The 22,630-nt window shown below is 38.2% G+C and carries 17 protein-coding genes; 15 read left to right on the forward strand and 2 right to left on the reverse strand.

Translation table 11 applies throughout. From position 1 onward, the window contains the following. Window positions 1-52: 52 nt before the first annotated feature. Window positions 53-3,214: a two-component regulator propeller domain-containing protein gene (locus IV514_RS11060; RefSeq protein WP_346776921.1), complete on the forward strand. Its 3,162-nt coding sequence runs from the start codon at window positions 53-55 to the stop codon at window positions 3,212-3,214. 325 nt (window positions 3,215-3,539) lie between these two features. Here IV514_RS11060 and IV514_RS11065 read toward each other — a convergent pair whose 3' ends face one another. Then, entirely contained in the window at window positions 3,540-6,545 is a 3,006-nt protein-coding gene (locus IV514_RS11065; protein WP_241242339.1) for an ATP-binding protein, read from the reverse strand. Window positions 6,546-6,971: 426 nt separating this feature from the next. Here IV514_RS11065 and IV514_RS11070 point away from each other — a divergent pair, with 426 nt between their 5' ends. From IV514_RS11070 to nhaD, 6 genes are all read left to right on the forward strand, one after another. Next, window positions 6,972-7,334: a hypothetical protein gene (locus tag IV514_RS11070; RefSeq protein WP_206485344.1), complete on the forward strand. Its 363-nt coding sequence runs from the start codon at window positions 6,972-6,974 to the stop codon at window positions 7,332-7,334. Between the two features lie 207 nt (window positions 7,335-7,541). Further along, the gene (locus IV514_RS11075) at window positions 7,542-9,458 is read left to right on the forward strand and encodes a TonB-dependent receptor (protein WP_206485345.1); all 1,917 of its coding nucleotides are present in this window, start codon (window positions 7,542-7,544) and stop codon (window positions 9,456-9,458) included. 204 nt (window positions 9,459-9,662) lie between these two features. Next, window positions 9,663-11,351, forward strand: coding sequence for a M1 family metallopeptidase (locus IV514_RS11080; RefSeq protein ID WP_206485346.1), 1,689 nt, complete (start codon window positions 9,663-9,665; stop codon window positions 11,349-11,351). A 278-nt stretch (window positions 11,352-11,629) separates the two neighbouring features. Next, complete coding sequence (rpsO, locus tag IV514_RS11085; RefSeq protein ID WP_206485347.1) at window positions 11,630-11,899, forward strand: 30S ribosomal protein S15; 270 nt, start codon at window positions 11,630-11,632, stop codon at window positions 11,897-11,899. 297 nt (window positions 11,900-12,196) lie between these two features. Further along, window positions 12,197-12,484, forward strand: coding sequence for a hypothetical protein (locus tag IV514_RS11090; RefSeq protein ID WP_206485348.1), 288 nt, complete (start codon window positions 12,197-12,199; stop codon window positions 12,482-12,484). A gap of 198 nt (window positions 12,485-12,682) precedes the next feature. After that, window positions 12,683-13,981 (forward strand): sodium:proton antiporter NhaD, encoded by a 1,299-nt coding sequence (gene nhaD, locus IV514_RS11095; protein ID WP_206485858.1) that lies wholly within the window; start codon window positions 12,683-12,685, stop codon window positions 13,979-13,981. Window positions 13,982-14,054: 73 nt separating this feature from the next. Here the strand turns inward: nhaD and IV514_RS11100 are convergent, their stop codons facing one another. Then, entirely contained in the window at window positions 14,055-14,660 is a 606-nt protein-coding gene (locus IV514_RS11100) for a hypothetical protein (RefSeq protein WP_206485349.1), read from the reverse strand. 320 nt (window positions 14,661-14,980) lie between these two features. On the opposite strand from IV514_RS11100, the gene rpsB reads away from it, so the two are divergent. The 8 genes from rpsB (at window position 14,981) to rseP (ending at window position 22,614) form a co-directional block, all read left to right on the forward strand. After that, window positions 14,981-15,709, forward strand: coding sequence for a 30S ribosomal protein S2 (gene rpsB / locus IV514_RS11105; protein ID WP_206485350.1), 729 nt, complete (start codon window positions 14,981-14,983; stop codon window positions 15,707-15,709). 89 nt (window positions 15,710-15,798) lie between these two features. Next, on the forward strand, window positions 15,799-16,635 hold the full coding sequence (gene tsf, locus IV514_RS11110; protein WP_206485351.1) for a translation elongation factor Ts: 837 nt from the start codon (window positions 15,799-15,801) through the stop codon (window positions 16,633-16,635). Window positions 16,636-16,944: 309 nt separating this feature from the next. Further along, on the forward strand, window positions 16,945-17,688 hold the full coding sequence (gene pyrH, locus IV514_RS11115) for a UMP kinase (RefSeq protein ID WP_206485352.1): 744 nt from the start codon (window positions 16,945-16,947) through the stop codon (window positions 17,686-17,688). Window positions 17,689-17,713: 25 nt separating this feature from the next. Further along, entirely contained in the window at window positions 17,714-18,271 is a 558-nt protein-coding gene (gene frr, locus IV514_RS11120) for a ribosome recycling factor (protein WP_206485353.1), read from the forward strand. Window positions 18,272-18,361: 90 nt separating this feature from the next. Next, window positions 18,362-19,123 carry an isoprenyl transferase gene (locus IV514_RS11125; protein ID WP_346776922.1) on the forward strand — a complete coding sequence of 254 codons (762 nt, stop codon included), beginning with the start codon at window positions 18,362-18,364 and terminating at the stop codon, window positions 19,121-19,123. Window positions 19,124-19,150: 27 nt separating this feature from the next. Then, window positions 19,151-20,020: a phosphatidate cytidylyltransferase gene (locus IV514_RS11130; RefSeq protein ID WP_206485354.1), complete on the forward strand. Its 870-nt coding sequence runs from the start codon at window positions 19,151-19,153 to the stop codon at window positions 20,018-20,020. A 10-nt stretch (window positions 20,021-20,030) separates the two neighbouring features. Then, window positions 20,031-21,254, forward strand: coding sequence for a 1-deoxy-D-xylulose-5-phosphate reductoisomerase (gene ispC, locus IV514_RS11135; protein ID WP_206485355.1), 1,224 nt, complete (start codon window positions 20,031-20,033; stop codon window positions 21,252-21,254). A 4-nt stretch (window positions 21,255-21,258) separates the two neighbouring features. Beyond that, complete coding sequence (gene rseP / locus IV514_RS11140; protein WP_206485356.1) at window positions 21,259-22,614, forward strand: sigma E protease regulator RseP; 1,356 nt, start codon at window positions 21,259-21,261, stop codon at window positions 22,612-22,614. Window positions 22,615-22,630: the final 16 nt, after the last annotated feature.

Below are 22,630 nucleotides of genomic sequence, written 5' to 3' on the forward strand. Positions count from 1 at the left end.
CACTACTTATTAACTAAGTAGTGCGTTTAATATGAGGTTTAAAGAGTTAATTGTGATCAGAGCACTGCTATTTATCCTGTTAACGGTGATACTCTTTAAACCTAATGCTCAAGAATTGAATTTGTTGAGCTCCTTTCCCTTAGATAACCCCCTGTCTTATCAATTTATTCGAGCCATTGAACAGGATCACCATGGCTTTATGTGGTTTGGCTCACAAGAAGGTTTACATCGTTTTGATGGCCATCAGTTTGTCAGTTATCACCACGATGTTAATCAACCAGCTTCTCTTGGCTCCGATGTGATCAGTCGATTAATGGTTGATAATGCTAACAACCTATGGGTAGCGACACGTGGCGGCGGGCTCAATCTTTTTCGAGAAGCGACGAATGACTTTCAGCATTTCACAACGGTATCACCTAATGCAAAGCTTGCTCATGATAATGTTAATGCCATTTTGCAAGATAGTTTAGGTAAAATCTGGGTTGGTACTGAAGTTGGCTTAACCATTTTACATACCAGCAAGCAACAATGGCATAGTCAGCAAATTCAGCAGCAACTTGGTAACCCGAATAGTTTAACGAATAATATGGTTCATGCTTTACTTGAAACTCAAGATGGTCATATTTGGGTGGGGACTAATGGCGGTGGAATATCAGTTTTTGATTTAGCAGGAAATTTTGTTAAACAAATTCGATTTAATCAGCAAAAATCTGTGTTTCAAGCGAGTAAGTTTATTAACTCCCTTTATCAAGATCACCAAGGTTATGTGTGGATAGGTTCGGTTGAAAACGGTCTGATTAAGTATCATCCCAAAACACATCACACCGTGCACTATCGCTATGACAGTCAAGATAAGCAATCGGTTGCTAGCAATACCATTGAGAATATTTATCAAGATAGTGCCAATAAAATTTGGATAGCCACCGATAAAGGGTTACTTATTTATAACGCTAAAGATGATAATTTTTGGCGTTTTCATCATTCTGTTTCAAATCCATTTAGTTTAAAAAGTGATTTTGTACTGACGTTTTTTGAAGACAGTAATCAAATGATCTGGATTGGTACATTTGCGGGGGTGGATCGTTGGAACCCTTATATGACAACCTTCAACCAGTATAGTGCGCAAACGCATCCAAACTTGAAGAGTAATAATATCAGTGGCTTTGCTCAGTCTGATGAAAATATAGTCTTTTTTAGTACATATGGTGGTGGATTATATCAACTTGAACTCAGCTCTAATGAAATTACCCCTTTAGCGGTTCAACAAGATTTTAAGGATCTAAGGATCACTAAACTGTATGCTCAAGGTAGTAGCTTATGGGTAGGAACAAGAGCGTCTGGTTTATATAAAATTAATTTGCTCAATAATAGTGTTGCGCGTTTTAACCATCATAGTGCTGATCCATCGTCTATTTCTGCCAATAGCATTACTGATATTATAAGCGATAGAAATGGTACTTTGTGGGTGTCAACTTATCATAATGGGTTAAACCGATTGAACTCAGATGGCCGCTTTACCCGTTTTACCAGTCAAAGTCCGGTTGATGAATCAGGCCCTAGCATTAACCATATATTACAAATTATTGAAGATGAACAAGGCATCATTTGGTTAGCGGCCTATGGTGGTGGCCTTAATAGGTTTGATCCTAACACTGAGCGCTTCACTCATATCAAACACAATGCCAAAGACAGTAAAAGTATCAGCAGTGATCTGGCTTGGATTTTATATCTTGATAGTAAAGATAATTTATGGGTAGGCACGCAATCAGCCGGTTTAAATATATTGCCTAAAGCACAACGCTTAAACAACCAATTTGAATTTAAGCATTTAGATGCTAAAGATGGCATGAAAAGCCGAACCGCTTACGGTATTAGGGAAGACAGCGAAGGCAATATCTGGTTTAGTTCAAACAAAGGGATTTCAAGATATTCCTCCATTAATCAACGCTTTAAACATTTTGATACTAGTCATGGTTTACGTGATTTGGAGTATAACCATGGGGTAGTTTTTAAAAGCGATGACAATACGCTTTTTTTTGGTAGTGCTAAAGGTTTTGTTAGCATTAATCCGGATAGTGTTAACAAACCTCGTCAAGCACCTTTGGTTCGTCTTACCAATATATTTAATCTCAACGAGCCGATGCATTTTCCTCAACCATTAACAAAATTGACAGAGTTAGTTTTTGATTATAAGGATCAAATTATTTCTTTTGAGTACGTAGGGCTAAACTATGCTGCGCCTGAATCTACCCGTTACAAGTATCGATTACTTGGCTCTCAAGAGCAGTGGATCGATGCAGGTAAACAGCGCAGAGCAACTTATACCAACTTACCTGAGGGAAATTATACTTTACAAGTAATTGCTGGGAATAGTGATGACATCTGGAGTGAACCTTATGAGTTAAAAATTGTGATGACCCCACCGCCATGGAAGACTTGGTGGGCATATATGTTATATGCATCTGTCATTGCTTTAGTCTTGCTCAGTTACTCTCGAATGCTAAATAGAAAACTGATGAATGAACAAACGCAAAAGGAAGATTTAAGACGTCAGGTTGCTGCTAAAACAGAAGACTATTTGGCCAAAAACCTTGAATTGGAGCAAGCGAATAAAAAGTTAGAGTTTGCTGCGACAACGGATAAAGTGACAGGGGTGAGAAGTCGGCGTTATTTAGATATTTATATTGAGCAAGCCAGTCAATTAATGAATCAAATTCATCAAAATTTATTACCTGTACAACGAAATATTTTGCCTCGACTATATATTGTTATGGTACAAATTAATGAGATGTCAGCAGTAAATAATAGTCAGTTAATAAATTTTACCGACTTACTTTTATATAGCCGCAATAATGATGATTTAGTGATCCGTTGGGCAGAAGATACCTTTGCCATTATTGGTTATGAAAAAGATAATAATGTTGCAGAGCTTTCGGCGCGTTTAACGAACCGCTTTAGCGAAGCATTAGCAAATAGCAATGGCGTTAGTATTGCGTATTCGTTCTATCCTTTTGATCGTGAGCAACCTGTAGAGCTCTCTTGGGATCAAATCAGCGTTATTATAGAAAAGGCGCTGGCTCTAGTAAAACAACAGCCTGATATAACTTGGCTTGGCTTCTATCAACCTAAAGAACAACCGTTTAATTATTTGGATATTCTGCAAATGGATTCGCTAGACTCATTAAAACAGAAGATTGTTATTAAACAAGGCTAGGGCGTGTTGATCTTTGCTGTTTGATTTTTGTTCGAGATAAAAGCGTTTTAATCGCGGCGTGAGGAATGACGCTTAGCCATCTAAGTAAATCTCCTCTCAACAAAGAGTAAAACGCTTTTAACCGAACCTTTTAGGCAGCGTTTGTTGTCATTTCTACTATGTTGCCCCACATGGATGTGGGGTAAGGTGATTTGCAGGAGCATAAAATCTTTAGTGCTTTATCATGTGGAACAACCACACATCAAAAGAACTGCTTTGTATAAATTTCCAACAAACTGCTGCAAAAACAAACTTGAAAGATCAACACGCCCTAGATATAACTCGGCTATTCTTTAGTGACTTTATGATGTTGTTCAAACTTTTGCTGGTATTGCTTCGGCGTACATTGATAACTTTCTTTAAAACAACGGCCAAAATAAGTCTGTGAGGAAAAGCCAACATCTAAGGCTATCCTGCCTATTTGAGCACCACTTTGTAGTAATTCTTGTGCTTTTTTCAATCTAAACTCTTTAATAAAGTTATTTGGCGTGGTGCCTAGTAATACTTTTAACTTACGTTGTAGCTGGCGTTCACTGATCGCCATGTGGCTGGCGAGATCGGTAATACCCAGCTCTGGCTCGGTATACATGCTGGCGATGGCTTTTTCTAATTTTGTTAAAAATTGCTCGTCCACGGGGGCAATAGATTGTGAGGTTGTTAAGTTTGCAACCTTATCATGGCTGGCATCTTTTCGTTCATCTACTTGGATCTTATTAAATTTATTTAAATAACTTTGTTGGAGTTGTTTTCGGTTTTCCATTAAGTTCGCAATTCTGACCAATAACTCTTGCTGGTTAAAAGGTTTACTCAAGTAGTCATCTGCGTGTAAATTTAATCCTTGCAGTCGGCTGTCTAGATCAGAGCGAGCTGTGAGTAAAATAATCGGAATATGAGCGGTTAATTCATTTTCTTTGAGCTGCTTTAATACTTCAAACCCGTCGATACCGGTTAACATAATATCGCAAACAATAAGATCCGGTAGGTACTCTTGCGCCAGCGATAGCCCCAACTCACCACTGCTGGCTAACAAACAATGGTGAGCTTGCTCTATCACTTGCTTAATATGGCTTTGCATATCAAGGTTATCTTCTATTACCAACACCACTTGTTGAGAGTGCGATTTTTCACTTACTTGCAAGGTATTGGACTCAACCAATAAAGAAGATAATTCTTCTTCTGAAATACTTTGCGGGAGGTGCTGTTCAAGTGTTAATGGTTCAGTAAGCGGAATTGATAAGCTAAATTTACTGCCTTGGTTGTACTCACTGACTAAATTGATACGCCAATGGTGTGCTTTGACAAGCTCATTCACCAAAGATAAGCCGATGCCGACCCCGAATATTGCTTGATTTTTTTCATCATTAGCACGTTGGAAGCGCTCAAATATTTTAGCTTGTGATGATTTATCTATGCCGATGCCAGTATCAATAATGTCGAGGATGATAGTTTCCTGTTCTACGTAAGCGTTAACGCTAATTTTGCCACCTTCTGGTGTGTATTTAATTGCATTAGCTAATAAGTTGAAGATGATTTTTTCAAACGCTTGCGCATCACACTCTAACCATAAATCATCTGGTATATGTGCTTTAAAGGATAGTTGGCTTTGATTGGCTAAACGATCAAAGGAGTCACAAGGCATGGCCATCAATGTTTTTAAACGATAGGTGGATAGAGATAATTCGGGGTTGTCACTCAACCGTGATAATTCTAATAATTGTTCAACCATACGTACTAGTCTTAAGCCATTTCGCTTAGCCGTCGTTAACTCTTGGCTTTCATCTGAGTTGGTTGATTTTTTTAAATAACGGTCAAGAATACCATTGATAATGGTAAGCGGAGTTCTAAATTCGTGTGAAATATTGGCAATAAATTTATCTTTTAATTCAAGCGTTTGCTTTTCAGCAAGCTTTCTAGCCGTTAGGTTGATAAAAGTAACAACAATCAGTGCATTGTCACTACTATCTGCCCATTGCAGCTCTACCTGCACTGGAAACTCACTTTGATCAGAGCGAATGGCATTACATTCAACAGAAATACCTTGTTCTTTTCGTTGTAAAGCATAAACATTACTTTTGAATTCAAAAAAGTAATGCATTTTATCCTCAGCGCTGAACAAGTGTTTGATATTTAGCCCTATAATATCTTGCTCAAGCATCTGAAAAACTTGGACTGCTGCTGGGTTGGCTGACAGGATCTTACCTGTGGTTGATGTGGTTAAAATAGCATTGTTCGACGCATAAACAATTGCTTTGTTTTCATTGTTAACCAATGTATCTGTCAATTGCTGGTTTTTCTTTGTTAAATGTTCATTTTTATGGGCTTGCTTCAGGTAATTCTCTTTAAGTTGGTGATAACTTTGTTGCTTTTTATAGGTGAGTAAGCTAACGAATACCACCGCGATTGCTGTCCATGCTAATAGTACAACTGATTGCCAAAAAGGAGAGACTATATAAAACCACTGATACTCAATGCCGGCAAAATGGATCAATAAACAGGTGATCACAAGTAGCAATATATAGAGCTCAGAATGAATAGTGAACCGCTCGGGTTGTGTTGGTGCTTGTAGTTTTAACGCACTAGTGCTAGCGAGCAGTAATGTCAAATAAGGCAGCAAAGCGCTTACTGATTCACCAAAGGAGCCTGGCACTTGTTGAGAATAGTTCGCTTGATAGTTGAATACTGTTTCAATGAACATAGTGATGCCTGCTATGGCTAAAAAGCCGTAAATTTTGCGCCAATAATTTTGTTGGCAACGCAACATATTTAACAGTAAGCGAAAGCTGATTAATCCTGTGATAGATAAATTAAATAGTGTTGAAGGTAATTGTGAGTAGTACTGCTTAGGGGAAAATTCATAAGGCAATAAGATAAAATAACAAAAGCTGATCACACTAAATATGATAGCTGGTACTCTTCCGCCTAGGTATTGATTAACGGGAGTCTCATTTAAATGAGGGTTGGTTTCGATGGCCAATAAAATAAAAAAGTAGCTAAATAGTGAAAGAAAATCATGGAACAACAAAGCATTTGGATAAACACTTTTAGCGATGGTAGCGACAAATGCGCCGACTAAGGCCAACAGTATATATTGCCAGAACAGCGTTAAAGATTTAGAACGGGTATGTTGTTTGGTTAATAACAACATTCGAGCTGCGACCAATTGTAAGCTGAGCACAGCCAGCATTAATAAAATATCAAAAGAAAAGTTAAAGCTATCGGCAACTAATTTATAGGGGATTAAGGTAATAATTAACGCAAATACAATTGATAACGTTTTAAGGGAACTACGCAAACCATACACCTTGTGGCAAAAAATTAAATACTGTTCTTTCTATGAACCATTCTCCCTGTTGTTTTCTATTTAGTATACATTATTTTAACATTTGTGAAATATGTAACTAATGCGAAATTACAGCGTTCATTGACAGCTATTTGATTAATCATGTCAAAGTTTTACACTTTTCATTATTAGTATAATTCCTTTAATGCATAACTGTTAGGGCGTGTTGAACTTTCTCAGTAGGCGTTTATCTTGAACGAAATTCGAACAGCAAAGAGCAAGTTAGCCATTGTTTAAATATATGTCCGTGGATTGTGAAAAACTGTAATAAAAGATGATAAAGATCAAAGGCAAAACTGCGAAAGTCGTTAAGCTGTGCTTATTATGTTAATCCTTGTGTCTATTAGCTCACATACATAGAAATGATAGAGGGCGCTTATGTGGTATTTATATCTCGGATACTTAGCTACGCAATTGTATGGTTTTATTGAAGTGTTAAGTGGTATTCGTTTTGTCTGGTCGGTGCACTTTTTTTCAACCATTGTATTTGTTGTTTGGACGTTTTTTCCAGTCGCAGCTTATGTAATGGCAAAGTGGTTTGGGGCTAAAGGTGAACTCAAAGGTTATCAATTATTGCTGGTAGGATTAGGCATTGGTTTGTTTGAAAAAGCCTTGTATCAATTCCATGTGCTGAGTTTTTATCAAAATAATACCGGAGCCTTGATATCAGGCTTGTTGATGTTTGCCACAGCGTTTATTACTTTAAGGTCAAGTACACTAAAACTCACACTTGAACATTAAGCGAATTTCATCGTTAATATGAAAAAATAATGATTTTAATCTGTTAGTTAGCTGAAAAACTGCTAAGCTCTCTACTATCGTTTTGTGTATTTTCTAGAGCATATGATTTGTAAGCGTATATTGAGCGGTTTGCAGTTTTTATTTCTTGTTTTTCCCGTATCTGCATTTGAAAATGATTCATTTTTGTCTCTCTCGCTCGCAGAATTAATGCAGCAAAAGGTAAGTATTGCCAATAAAAATGAAGTCGAACTTTTATCGACCCCTTCATCGGTTTCATTATTTACGTCAGATGATTTAAACCGCTTAGGTATTAAGCATCTGAGCGATCTATTTGCTCATATTCCTGGTTTTTATTCAGCATACAATGCACATGAAAGTAATGAATCTGTACTGATCACCCGTGGTCATGCACAAAAATATGCCAATACGGTATTATTTTTGTATAACGGCCACCGTATTAATGATGATTACACGGGAGGCATTAATTTTCTGATCCATTTTTTAAATATTGCTCATGTTGAACGTATTGAAGTTATTCGAGGCCCAGGTTCAGCACTTTATGGCTCTAACGCTTTTAATGGCGTGATCAATATCATTAGTAAAGCAAGTGATTATGCGAAGTTTGCTGTTGGTAGCTTTGCTCATCGAAGTGTTGAGTTAGGAATGCAAAAACAGTTTCAACAATGGCAGTTTGCATTTTCGGGCAGTTATGAACGTAATAACGGTGATAAATTTACCGATGTATTTGATCGTTTCTCACTGCAAAATACAACGAATGATCCTTTTGAATCAACTCAGATAGAGACCAGTATTCGTTATCAAGATTTTAGCTTGCGCAGCTTATACCTTAATAGTGAACAGCAGAAGTACTTCGTATTCCGCCGCCTTAATGATCAATATAATAAAATTCATTTAGAGCATTATATTCACCAGTTTGATTACTCTCTACTTTCTCAAGGTGATTTGCAACTTGAGTTGTCAGGTAAGTTGCAGCACGCAAAGCGCACCAGTCTTGGCGTACTTCAACCCAAAGGAAGAAGTGGATTTGAAAAAGCGCCATTTTTGTTTGGGGAATATTTCAAATACCGTTCTCACGATTTAGCACTTTCAGGTGATTATCGCTTCTCTTCTGCTAATAAGCTTTCAGCTGGGATAGAGTGGAGTGAGTCGAGTATTCCTACCGGTGCGTTACGCAGTAATTACGATTTATATGGCGACTTTCGTTTATTGAATAAGTTAACTGTGTTTGATGAACCTGAACAACGTATTATTTTGGATAAAAAACGTGTGATATCGAGCGTATATTTACAACTTGCTTCTCAGCTAAATCAGTACATTTCGGTGACCGCTGGGCTAAGGTATGATGGTTATAATGATATTGCAGATAAACTTAATCCTAGGCTTTCAATTGTTTACCAGCCCAATAACACCCATGTGTTGAAGTTAATCTATGGTCAAGCGTATCGCGTTCCATCACTGGGAGATTTATATGATGAAGAAAGCGGCCTGGTTTTAGGGAACCGCTCATTAAAGCCCACCACATTAGCGTCAACTGAGTTGAGTTACCAATATAACCAAGCAGATATCTTTTTGGGAATGACATTATTTAACAATCATATTGAGCAGCTGATTGGTTTTACTGGCGGTAATATCAGCCGGTTAGATAATATTGCCAGTAATGATGCACATGGATTAGAAACTGAGTTTAAATGGACAGCGAACCAACAACTATTGTTTTCAGGACATTTTACGTATTTATTTTCGAATCATTCAAATATTGTTAGTGAGAGCCCATTAACACCTTCAGAGGCTATTACACCAAAGAAATATGGTAAGCTTTCGCTGCAATATCAATTTAATGAAAATTGGTTCACACACCTTCATTGGTCATGGCGTGATGATATAACGTTACTTTTCAGCCAGCATGGCAGTTCTTTGGTTAATTACGCAATTGATTATCGTCCAAATAAAGGAAGTCAGTGGCGATTAGCGATCAACAATTTATTTGATCAGCATTATGCCTACCCCAGTAGTTCACCTATTGGTACATTAAACGGAGTGACTTATCAGCAAATGCCTGCGCGTGGTCGGAAACTTAACTTAAGTTATCATCTAAAATTTTAATGGCTCTATGAGAGTTAACCAAGTTGTTATTGGTGCCGGAAGTAGAGGTATAAATCACTAAAGCTTGTCGAGTGAATTCCACCAATCTAGTGAAACATGTCGTTCACAGTGCGGTTGATGTTGTTGAACGCAATCGACTTTCCACATGTATTTTATCGGGATAAATTCAAACTAAGTTATTTTATTTGATTAAAGGTGAATAAATTGTCACGTTTACTGAGTTGTCTATGTGTTTTATTGTTTGCGGTGAGTGTACAGGCTAAAGTCGTTGAGAGAAGCCAATATACCATGGATAGTGACGGTCCTCTTCCTTCCTCCCAACAAGGTTTAGCATTACAACATGCTGAGCTACACTTTGAAATTTTTCCTCAGAAAAAATCTATTTCAGGTCGAGGTATTTTAACCTTCCATAGTCATCATCCTCGAAGACAAGTGGGGATTAATTTAGATAACCTATTTACCATCAGGCAAGTGTTAGTCAATGGTGTTCTCTTGGATAGTAAACAATACTCTAATCCTGAAGGCTTACTTGTGATCAACTTTGCTCAAGCTATCAATGGTCGATTTACGGTTGAGGTGCAATACTCTGGCCAACCACGAGAAGCGGTCAAAGCGCCTTGGGATGGTGGATTTGTTTGGTCTCAGACAAAGGGAGGACAAGATTGGATTGCAACGGCTGTACAAGGGGAGGGCTGTGATTTGTTTTGGCCATGTATTGATAACCCGATAGGAGAAGCTACAACCACCACCTTATATATTACTGTACCTAAGCCTTTATTTGCGGCAGCTAACGGCAAATTAATCTCAATTACAAAACATGAGAAGACCAGTACTTATCATTGGCAGAGTTTATCTCAATTAAATACCTATGGTGTGGCGATCAATGTTGGTCCTTATGAAGTGATCAAAACCTCGTATGAAAGCCCATATGGAAATCATATCCCTGTGGAGTTTTATCATTTACCGGAAAATAAAAGTAAGGCACAAAAGTTAGTAGAGCAGCTTATTGATATTACTACTTTTTTCGAGAAAAAAATTGGTCCGTATCCTTTTGCTCAAGATAAAATTGGTATTGTTGAAACACCTCACTTAGGAATGGAGCACCAAACCATTAATGCTTATGGTAACCAATATCGAGCTGATAAATATGGTTTTGACTGGTTGATGTTTCATGAGTTTGCTCATGAGTGGTTTGCAAATCAACTGACCAATAAAAATGCTAATGCAATGTGGTTGCATGAAGGATTTGGTGCTTATGCTCATCCTATTTATGAACATTACTTACATGGTCAAGCAGCCTATATGGCTCATATGTTCCAAATGCGGTTAAACATTCGCAATAAAGCACCGATTGTCAGTAATAAGTTGCTCACAGTAGAAGGGGTGTATCAAGAAGAAAGAGGTGGTCCTGGCCCAGATATATACAATAAAGCCCCTTGGGTATTACACACCTTACGTAACCTAATAGGTGATGAACATTTTTTTAATGCCACGACAGAGCTTGTTTACGGTATGACAAAGCCAAAACCAGGTCAATTTAAACCTGTTTTGGCTGATACTGAAGATTTTTTACGTATTGTTAATCGTCTAACAGGGCAAGATTATCGCTGGTTTTTTGATGTTTATTTCTATCAAGCGCAATTACCTGAGGTGGTAGAAAAATGGACGGAGAATCACTTAACTTTACAATGGAAAACACCGAATAACTTACCTTTTCCGCTACCGTTGGAGATATCAATTAATGGAAAAATAATGAAATTAGATATGAAAAAAACTCAAACACTTTCTGTGTCAAAAAACGATATTGTGATCATTGATCCCATGAGTAAAGTGCTTATTGAAAAGCCACATATTGCTGAATATCAAGCATTTATAAAGGCTAAAGCAAATTAACTTACGCCCGTTAACTGATAAGAGCGCATAAGGCTATGTTTTAACGCTTGTTTTACCATGCTGTATGACACTCTGTGTGGATTAAAAGTTAATTCTTTGTCATTTTCGTTTTAAAATGATGGGTGGGCATTGATATAGATTTTGCCGTATTACCATATATTTACATTTTGTAGTTGCATACCACGGATTTACTGGTAGAATACGCGCTCTTTTGTACGTCTTGCTGAATTAGTGTTTGGCTAGGCGGTTATTTTAAAACACTAACTAAGGTATATATTATGTCTTTATCTGTTGAGCAAAAAGCTGCTATCGTTGCAGAATATGCACAAAAAGAAGGTGATACAGGTTCACCAGAAGTTCAAGTTGCTTTGTTAACTACACAAATCAACCACTTACAAGGTCACTTTAAAGAGCACATCCATGATCACCACTCACGTCGTGGTTTATTACGCATGGTAAGCCAACGTCGTAAGTTACTTGATTACTTAAAAGGTAAAAACAGTGACCGTTATACTGCGTTAATCGGTAAATTAGGTTTACGTCGTTAATAACGACTGAACTAAGAAAAAAGAGCCTGTCGGCTCTTTTTTTTTGTCTAAAGTTTGAGCTTATCTACTACTGCAAAAACAAACTTAAAAGATCAACAGGCCCTAGCTATAGCCCATATATTGTTGAAATAGAGTCTGAAATAGAAGATAAATTAGGACATTGTTTTTGATGAAATCATGATTTAGGTCAATGTCGTTTATTGTGTTTACTTAAGTGAATTTTTACAATACCCATATAGCCAACCTTGATATTTCTTTATGGTAATAAAGGAAATACTTCAACATAGAATTTAATTGATGAAAAAAGCATTGCTACTATCCGCATTGATAACCGCTTTTTTGATGATTAATTTATCTAATCAAAGTACTATTGCTCATGATGGTCTTTACAATAGTGCATATACTTTCGAAGAGAGTTGGAGTGAACAGGACTCCCAAGATCACGAGCAAGGTTCAACAGAAACAACGTATTACGCTACTCCTCGTTTATATGCAGAATTATTACTGACTCGCCAACAAAGCGATATCAGTTTTAGTTTAACGCATCGTGCGATTCGCGCTCCTCCTGAACTGCTTTCATATTAATACCTCATATTTTTAGCGTTATAACAGCGTAGGTGTCCTATGCTTAACTGTTATAACAGGTATACGGAATGTAGTTAATCGAGATTTATGCGTTTCTATATTCCTTCTTAAAGGAGTTAACATCACTTGAAAGCACTATTTATTTCACTTTTACTATTTTGTTTAAGTGGCACTTCTGCGGTGGCGGCAGAAACATCAATGTCAAATTTGAATATGACATCCTCGACCTTTGGCATAGCTGCCTTGGTTATATTTATTCTGGCTTATGCGTTAGTTATTGCTGAAGAGTTCATTCACTTACGCAAATCCAAGCCGGTGTTATTGGCTGCAGGGTTAATATGGATCTTAGTGGCGCTACTTGCTAAGTCTAAAGCACAGGGAAAAGAGCTATTAGAGCATGCGATACAGCATAATTTACTTGAGTACGCTGCGTTATTATTATTTTTACTCACCGCGATGATTTACGTTAATGCCATGACAGAGCGAAATGTCTTTCAAGCATTACGAGCTTGGCTAGTGAAAAAAGGCTATAGCTACAAAAAATTGTTTTGGATCACTGGCTTTTTAGCTTTCTTTATTTCCCCTGTGGCAGATAATTTAACCACCGCTTTGTTGATGGGGGCTGTGGTTTTAGCTGTCGGTAGTGATAAACCTAAGTTTGTTTCGATCGCTTTTATCAATATTGTCGTAGCAGCAAATGCAGGTGGTGCTTTTAGCCCATTTGGAGACATCACCACCTTGATGGTATGGCAATCAGGTCATATCGACTTTTTTGGTTTTTTTGCTTTATTTATTCCATCATTAATTAATTTTATCTTACCTGCTTCAATAATGAGCTTTGCGATCCCTAATGAAACACCTAAGGGAACCAATGAAACGGTACAGCTAAAACAAGGTGCTGTGCCGATTTGTTTGTTGTTTTTGTGTACCATTATTACCGCGGTAACCTTTGAGCAGTTTCTTCATTTACCGCCATTTTTAGGCATGATGATGGGCTTATCTTATTTATTCTTTTTCTCATACTACTTGAAGATTTCAGGTAGAAGATCAGCTGAGAATATCGGGGAATTTAATATTTTCAACAAAGTGGCTAGAGCGGAATGGGATACTCTGTTATTTTTCTTCGGTGTGATTTTTTGTGTTGGCGGTTTAGGGACTATTGGTTATTTAGCTTATGTGTCACATTTTCTTTATGACGGTTTTGGGCCAACTAATGCGAATGTGATCGCAGGAGTGTTGTCTGCTATCGTTGATAATATTCCGGTGATGTTTGCCATACTAACCATGAATCCACAAATGAGTGATTTTCAATGGTTATTGGTCACTATGACTGCAGGTGTTGGTGGTAGTTTATTGTCCGTAGGCTCTGCTGCTGGGGTTGCTTTGATGGGGCAATCTAAGGGAATGTATAGCTTTTTTAGTCACCTTAAATGGAGTTGGGCTATTGCACTTGGCTACGTGGCCAGTATCTATAGCCACTTTCTATTAAATGGTTAATCGAGCTTATCCCTATCGCGACTTTGAGTGTTCAAGGTCGCGATAGAATTAACGATGAATAAAGTAGCTCATGCTATTTTTGTAATTCTAAGTCGACGGCTTCCACTATTTTTTCGGGCGAGGCTAAATACAGGTTATGGTTTAATAATGTCAGGTTTTCACCATGAGCGAGTAGTAAGGCTGGGATCGCACGTGTTCCGATAATTTCCTGTATTTCAGCTATATCATGCAAGGTAATTTCTGAATCCTTAGTGAATTTTTCAGATTGCAAGGCTTTAGCTGGAGGTGATAACTTTAACGCATTAATGATGTCGTTAACGTCATCTTTAGTCTGTATTGGATTACCCTGTTGAAAGTGTGCGTGTTGAATATTATTGAGTAACGTCAAGGCATCTTTTGGTGATTTATGTTGTACCCAATTAAGTATATTGGCTGCTAAGGTAGAGTCCTTTTCTGTAGAAAGTGTTTTTAGGTATTGCGCATCAAAAGGCACATCACTGGTTGCTTTAACAGCACTCACTGTTCTATCTACAACCTTGCTATCCCCTTCAAAGTACCCACAATGCATTAAGTGCACAGACATATTAGGGTGTGCTTTAACAATGGCATTGACTAATTGTGTGGTTGCGTAGCTCCACGGGCAATGGCTGTCATAGATAAAAAACAATTCAGCAGACATAAACAATAAAAACCTTATAAAAATTAACGGCGGCTGATTTTATCATTTTTGCTCGACATAAACCTAACAATTTATCGCTTTTTATTAAAAAAACGTGGTTAATTCTTGCGCTTTATGGTATAAAGTGCGCCGCTAAATTTAGGTTAGTTACACTGTTAAAGAGTGGCTGCTTAAATTGGGCATTAAACCGTACTTTAATAAGTACATACTATAAACTCACATACATCTGACAAAGATATATCGGGGTGCGCTAGCTCATTTGATGAGAGTAGGGTCGAATATATTGGATGTATGAACGCTTAACCCCAAAGGAAAAAATTATGCCAAACGTATCAATGCGCGACATGCTTAAGGCCGGTGTTCACTTCGGTCACAAAACTCGTTACTGGAACCCAAAAATGAAGCCATTCATTTTCGGTGCTCGTGACAAAGTTCATATCATCAACTTAGAGCAAACTGTACCTATGTTTAATGATGCATTAGCTTTCATAGCTGGTGTTTCTGCTAAAAAAGGTAAAGTATTATTTGTTGGTACTAAGCGTGCTGCTAGCGATGCAATCAAAGATGCTGCTATCAAATGTGATCAATTTTACGTTAATCACCGTTGGTTAGGTGGTATGTTGACTAACTGGAAAACAGTACGTCAATCAATCAAACGCTTGAAAGATTTAGAAGCGCAAAGTACTGATGGTACTTTTGAAGCGTTAACTAAAAAAGAAGCGTTAATGCGTACTCGTGAAATGGAAAAACTTGAAAAAAGTTTAGGTGGTATTAAGAACATGGGTGGTTTACCTGATGCTATCTTTATCATCGATGCTGATCACGAGCATATTGCTATTAAAGAAGCAAACAATCTAGGTATTCCTGTAGTATCAGTTGTTGATACAAACTCAAACCCAGATGGTGTTGATTACATCGTACCTGGTAACGATGATGCGATCCGTGCTGTGACTTTATACACAGACTCAGCTGCTAATGCAGTGATTGAAGGTCGTGAAAAAGACATCGTTGTTCAAGCTGAAAAAGACGGTTTTGTTGAAGCTGAATAAGCTTTAATCGCTGATACTTTTTATGATTGCCATAGTATTTATGACTATGGCAATTTTTAACACTTATTTGAATTTTGAGGAATTAACTCATGGCAATTACTGCTGCACAAGTTAAAGAATTACGTGAACGCACTGGCGCGGGCATGATGGATTGTAAAAAAGCGCTTCAAGAAACTGATGGCGATATGGAACTTGCAATTGAAAATATGCGTAAGTCTGGTCAAGCGAAAGCTGCTAAAAAAGCAGGTAATATCGCAGCTGATGGTCAAATCATCATTAAAGATGGCGTATTAGTTGAAGTTAACTGTCAAACTGATTTCGTTGCCAAAGACGACAACTTTTTAGCATTTGCTAATAAAGTTGCAGACGCAGCTGCTGCTGAAAAACTTTCTATCGAAGACTTACAAGCTAAGTTCGAAGAAGAGCGTATTGCGTTAGTTACTAAAATCGGTGAAAACATCAATGTACGTCGTGTTGAATATGTTGAAGGTGAATCATTAGCATCTTACAAGCACGGTGCCAAAATTGGTGTTGTTGTTGCCGGTTCTGGTGATGATGAAACTCTTAAGCACGTTGCGATGCATGTTGCTGCTTCTAAGCCTGAATTCATCAATCCAGAAGACGTACCAGCTGAATTAGTTGAAAAAGAAAAAGCTATTCAAATCGATATCGCGATGAACGAAGGTAAGCCTGCTGACATCGCTGAGAAAATGGTGACGGGTCGTATGAAGAAGTTTACTGGTGAGATCTCTCTTACTGGTCAAGCATTCATCATGGAACCAAAACGCACTGTTGGCGATGTATTGAAAGAAAAAGGTGTATCAATCTCTTCATTCGTTCGTTTAGAAGTAGGCGAAGGTATCGAGAAGAAAGAAGAAGATTTTGCTGCTGAAGTTGAAGCGCAAATCGCTGCTGCTAAATCATAATTGCGTTTTTATTGTACTGAATCTTATTCAATATAATAAAACAATATTAAAAAACGCCTCTAAATGAGGCGTTTTTTGTGGGTAAAATAAAATTTGGTCGAGTTTTTGCAACTAACTCTTTCGATAGTAAGCTAAACGTATTAAAATAGCCGCGGCTAATTTTGGCTGCGGCTCTTCTGTGATTAATTGATTCGATGCCGCATAGTAGATGAATTATTTTGTCATGCTTAAAGCACTAACTATTATTGCTATAGCGCAATTTAATCGCTGCCTTGAAAATTATTAAACACCTATAGGAATGTTTTTTTTATGAGCGTTAATCCCAAACCTACTTATCGTCGAATTCTTTTAAAACTTAGTGGTGAAGCCTTAATGGGTGATGAAGGCTTTGGTATTGATCCTAAAATACTTGATCGCATGGCACAGGAAATCAAAGAATTAATTGAAATGGACATTCAAGTAGGGTTAGTCATCGGTGGTGGTAATTTATTCCGAGGTGCTGGTCTAGCTGAAGCAGGCATGAACCGAGTTGTTGGTGATCAAATGGGTATGTTAGCAACGGTAATGAATGGTTTAGCGATGCGTGACGCCTTACATCGTGCCTTTGTTAATGCGCGCTTAATGTCGGCGATTGATTTAGCTGGTGTCTGTGATACTTATAACTGGGCACAAGCGATTAGCTTATTAAAATCAGGTCGTGTTGTTATTTTTAGTGCCGGTACCGGTAACCCATTTTTTACGACCGATTCAGCTGCCTGTCTACGTGGTATTGAAATTGAAGCAGATGCTGTGTTAAAAGCAACAAAGGTCGATGGTATTTATTCTGAAGATCCGGTTGCTAATCCTAACGCTGAATTGTATAGCCATTTAACTTATCAGGAAGTGCTAGAAAAAGAATTGAAAGTAATGGATTTGGCGGCGTTTACATTAGCGCGTGATCATAATATGCCTATTCGTGTGTTTAATATGAATAAGCCAGGTGCATTAAAGTCAGTGATCATGGGAGAGACCGAAGGAACAATCATTGATCATACCGATAATTTAAATAAATAATTGAACGTATTTAAGGGTTATTAAAGTGATAAACGAAATAAAAAAAGATGCTCAGGAAAGAATGGGTAAAAGTATTGAAGCGTTAAAAAGCAGCTTAAATAAAGTGAGAACTGGTCGCGCTCATACATCGTTATTAGATAACATCACTGTTGAATATTACGGCAGTGACACGCCATTAAACCAAGTGGGTAATGTATCTGTACCGGATGCACGCACTATTGCAATTACCGTTTTTGATAAAAGCATGATTGGTGCGGTTGAAAAAGCTATTATGGCATCAGATTTAGGTTTAAACCCTTCATCTCAGGGTACCTTGATTCGTATTCCTTTGCCTCCGCTGACGGAAGAGCGTCGTCGTGATTTAGTGAAAGTAGTAAAAGGCGAAGGTGAAAATGGCAAAATCGCTATTCGTAATATTCGTCGAGATGCAAACTCTGACATTAAATCGTTAAATAAAGAAAAAGAAATCAGCGATGATGAAATGCATCAAGCAGAAGATGAAATCCAAAAAATTACGGATACATTTGTTAAGCAAGTAGATGCTATCTTGGCTGACAAAGAATCAGAATTAATGGAAATATAACCAATAATTTTATGTAGATAACGTCGTAGTTGTAAATTGAATAAACTACGACGTTTTTTATTGCTTATTAAGAAAATAACTGGAGAGTATGTGACCGAATCAGCATTGCAAGCGGACGAGCAATTAACTGTGCCACAGCATGTTGCCATTATTATGGATGGTAATGGACGTTGGGCTCAACAACGCGGTAAAACTCGTGTGGTTGGTCATAAAAATGGTGTTGAGTCGGTTCGAGCTGTTGTTGCTACTGCACGTAAATTGGGCGTAAAAGCGCTCACGCTTTTTGCTTTTAGTAGTGAAAACTGGCAGCGACCTGAGCAAGAAGTTAGTGTGTTGATGGATCTTTTTATGTTTGTTTTGACGAAGGAAGTCAAAAAATTACATAAAAATAATATTCGATTTCAAGTGATTGGTGATATTTCACGTTTTTCTGATAAGTTACGTCAGAAAATTGATGACGCACAAACACTAACGGCTAATAACGATGCTATGGTATTGTCTGTTGCGGCCAATTATGGTGGACGCTGGGATATTGCCAATGCCGCCAAAAAAGTTGCTGAGCAGGTTCAACAAAACCAGCTGACGTTGGATGAAATTAATGAGCATACGCTAGATCAATACACCAGTTTGACAGATTTACCCGATTTAGATTTGTTGATAAGAACGGGTGGTGATTACCGCATCAGTAACTTTTTATTATGGCAAGCAGCTTATGCTGAGTTTTATTTCACGGAAGAATTATGGCCTGACTTTAAAGAGCAAGCTTTTGAAAAAGCTATTGCAAGTTTTGATCAACGAGAACGCAGGTTTGGTCAAACAAGCGAGCAAGTTAACGCAACAACTGATAAATAAAAACTAGAAAATATAAAGGGTTATCGTTTGTTATTACAACGCATTATTACAGCACTATTATTAGCGCCATTAGCAATTGCCGCGATATTTTATATGTCGCTCGACAACTTCTCGATTTTTATTTTGGTGATAATGGCCATCGGTGCATGGGAGTGGGGGCCTTTGATGGGCTTTAAAAATAAGCGCAGGCGATTAGCCTTCGTTGCCACCACTATCTTTCTTATTTCTGCGCTTTGGTATACTTTTCCGCTCACTTCTCTCTGGTCTTCAACGGCTCAATTACAACAAACAGTACAGTATATTTTATGGATTGCGGTTATTTGGTGGCTTGTTTCTGCCACTCTTACGTTTTTATACCCACGATGTAGTAGCTTTTGGTCTAGTCACCGTTCCGTGCGGGGTATATTTGGTTGGTTAACGCTTGTACCAACTTGGCTTGCATTTGTCGTATTAAGATCTAGTGAATATCATGTCGACACATACCATGGTGCGCAACTGATCATGTTCTTATTTTTAATGGTTTGGAGCGCCGATATAGGGGCTTATTTTGTTGGGAAATCAGTGGGTAAAAGAAAATTAATGCCAAATGTTAGCCCAGGTAAAACTATGGAAGGCTATATTGGTGGTGTAGTGTTTGCCTGTATCTTAGTGTCTGTTGCTGGTTATCTCTTGGCTTGGCAGTCATCGCAAGTGTTATTAGCATTAGCCGTAACAGCATTAATCACAACCATTTCGGTACTTGGTGATTTAAATGAAAGTATGTTTAAGCGACAAGCCGGTATTAAAGACAGTGGCGCAATATTACCTGGGCATGGCGGGGTATTAGATCGCATTGACAGCTTAACAGCTACAGCACCGATATTTGCCCTCTGTTACGCTTACCTCGGCTGGCATTAGAGGATTATTCATGCAGCCACGTCAGCTATGCATTTTAGGTTCGACGGGATCTATTGGTGAAAGCACCTTAGATGTTGTCAATCGTCATCCGGACAAATTTGTTGTCCATTCACTGTCGGCAAACGCTAGTGTCGATAAAATGTTACAACAGTGCCTGACTTTTCGTCCTCAACAAGTGGTCATGGTTGATGCTAAAGCAGCGTCAGAACTCTCGCAGCAATTGCTCGCTCATGAGTTAAGTGAAATAACCGTCCTTTCTGGCGAGAGTGCGTTGATCACCATTGCAGAAAGTGAGCAAATTGATACGGTGATGGCCGCAATTGTTGGCGCATCAGGCTTATTACCGACGTTAGCCGCGGTGAAAAAAGGCAAGCGAGTGTTACTTGCTAACAAAGAAGCATTAGTCACCTCGGGTCAAATATTTATTGATGCCGTAAAAGCATCTGGCGCAGAGTTATTGCCGATTGACAGTGAGCACAATGCCATTTTTCAGTGTTTGCCTATGATGAGCCAGCAGCATGTTGGCGCTTGTCAGTTAGCAGATAATGGTATTAGTAAAATATTACTCACTGGCTCAGGAGGCCCATTTCGTACAACTCCTATAGAAGAATTAGCTCAGGTGACCCCTGAGCAAGCTTGTGCTCATCCTAATTGGGACATGGGACGAAAAATTTCAGTGGATTCAGCCACCATGATGAACAAAGGCTTAGAATTTATTGAAGCTAGGTGGTTGTTTGATGTTGCTCCTGAAGATATTCAAGTGGTATTGCATCCGCAAAGTACCATACATTCTATGGTGCAATATCGAGATGGTTCAGTATTGGCGCAAATGGGTAACCCCGATATGCGTACACCGATTGCACATGCGTTGGCTTTTCCTGAACGAATTGATGCTGGCGTGCCGCCGTTAGATTTTTTTACCACTCCATCATTTGATTTTGAGCAAGCGGATTATCAACGTTACCCCAATTTACAATTAGCGATTGAGGCTTGTAAACAAGGTCAGGCTGCGTGCACAGCACTTAATGCTGCTAATGAAATCGCGGTTGATGGCTTTTTGAACAATAAAATTAAATTTACCGATATTTTTAAAATAAATGAAACTTCTGTGAAAAAATTTGTCTCAGAAAGGGTAGTGAATATCGATGATGTGATGGTACTGGATCGTTCGGTTCGAGAATTTGCTCAATTATTAGTGGATGAGTTAACTATGACTAATGTAAAGGTGAAGTAATCTAGTGTTTGAGTTTGTATGGAATTTGGTTTCCTTTATTGTTGCATTAGGTATTTTAATCACTGTGCATGAATATGGTCATTTTTGGGTGGCTCGAAAAAACAAGGTTAAGGTACAGCGTTTCTCCATTGGTTTTGGTACCCCCATTTGGCGCAAAATCGATAAACATGGTACTGAATTTGTGATTGCGCTTATTCCTTTAGGTGGCTACGTAAAGATGCTCGATGAACGTGTCGATGATGTTGCCCCACAGGATGCAGATAAAACGTTTAATAGTAAAAGTGTTTATCAACGAATTGCTATTATCGCGGCAGGTCCTGGTGCTAATTTTCTTTTCGCTATTTTTGCCTTTTATCTGATGTTTTTATTAGGTGTACCGAGCGTAAAGCCTATTGTTGGTGAAGTTGTGCCTCAGTCGATAGCCGCTAAAGCACAAATAACTCCTAACAGTGAAATTATTTCAGTTGCCGATAGAGAGACTCATGATTGGTCCGCGGTAAATTTGGCATTAGTGAGTCAAATAGGCGAAGAGCAAATAACGATTCAAACAAGAAAGCCTGACAGTGTTTCGTTACGCGAACATCAGTTAAATACTGAACACTGGGATTTTTCACCAGAAAAAGCATCTGCGATAGAAAGTTTGGGCTTAGCGCCATTTAGACCACAAGTTTATAACGAAGTCATGGTGGTCGCTAAAGGCAGTCCAGCAGAAGCTGCTGGCTTGCAGGTCGGTGATATTCCTTTAACGGTTGCCGAACAACCCGTCAATGGTGATTGGCAAACGTTTACTGGCTTAATAAAGCAATACCCAGGGCAACAAGTGGCTGTAGAGGTTAAACGTGCTGGAGAGCGCTTAACTTTAGCGGTTACTCCAAAATTAATTGAGCGAGACAATCAATCCATTGGTTATCTTGGTGTGGCAGCAAAATCAGCACCATATCCAGAAGCGTATCGCGTTGAATTATCTTATGGTGTGGTTGACGCTATAGGTGAAAGCGTTGCCAAAACATGGCAATTAGTGACGTTAAGTTTTGATATGATAGGTAAGTTGATTACTGGTGACGTATCAGTTAAAAACTTGAGTGGTCCTATCTCTATTGCACAAGGAGCAGGTGATCATGCCGGATATGGTTTTGTTTACTTTTTAGGTTTTTTAGCATTAATTAGCATTAATTTAGGTATTATTAATATTTTACCTATTCCAGTACTTGATGGCGGGCATTTAGTTTATTACCTTATAGAACTTTTTACCGGTCGACCTGTGCCTGAAAAAATACAAGAAATCGGTTTTAAATTTGGTACACTAGCGCTTTTAGGGCTAATGAGTATCGCTTTGTTTAACGATTTATCGCGATTATAAATAAGAAGAAGTAGTT

The organism is Thalassotalea sp. G2M2-11, from assembly GCF_017168195.1.
GTDB lineage: Bacteria > Pseudomonadota > Gammaproteobacteria > Enterobacterales > Alteromonadaceae > Thalassotalea_E.

What these genes read in the sequence shown, in the direction of transcription:
- rpsO (WP_206485347.1), top strand. Translation starts at nt 11,630, where the DNA reads ATGTCTTTATCTGTTGAGCAAAAAGCTGCTATCGTTGCAGAATATGCA.
- nhaD (WP_206485858.1), top strand. Translation starts at nt 12,683, where the DNA reads ATGTCAAATTTGAATATGACATCCTCGACCTTTGGCATAGCTGCCTTG.
- pyrH (WP_206485352.1), top strand. Translation starts at nt 16,945, where the DNA reads ATGAGCGTTAATCCCAAACCTACTTATCGTCGAATTCTTTTAAAACTT.
- tsf (WP_206485351.1), top strand. Translation starts at nt 15,799, where the DNA reads ATGGCAATTACTGCTGCACAAGTTAAAGAATTACGTGAACGCACTGGC.
- rpsB (WP_206485350.1), top strand. Translation starts at nt 14,981, where the DNA reads ATGCCAAACGTATCAATGCGCGACATGCTTAAGGCCGGTGTTCACTTC.
- IV514_RS11075 (WP_206485345.1), top strand. Translation starts at nt 7,542, where the DNA reads ATGCAGCAAAAGGTAAGTATTGCCAATAAAAATGAAGTCGAACTTTTA.
- IV514_RS11090 (WP_206485348.1), top strand. Translation starts at nt 12,197, where the DNA reads ATGAAAAAAGCATTGCTACTATCCGCATTGATAACCGCTTTTTTGATG.
- ispC (WP_206485355.1), top strand. Translation starts at nt 20,031, where the DNA reads ATGCAGCCACGTCAGCTATGCATTTTAGGTTCGACGGGATCTATTGGT.
- IV514_RS11100 (WP_206485349.1), bottom strand. Translation starts at nt 14,660, where the DNA reads ATGTCTGCTGAATTGTTTTTTATCTATGACAGCCATTGCCCGTGGAGC.
- IV514_RS11070 (WP_206485344.1), top strand. Translation starts at nt 6,972, where the DNA reads ATGTGGTATTTATATCTCGGATACTTAGCTACGCAATTGTATGGTTTT.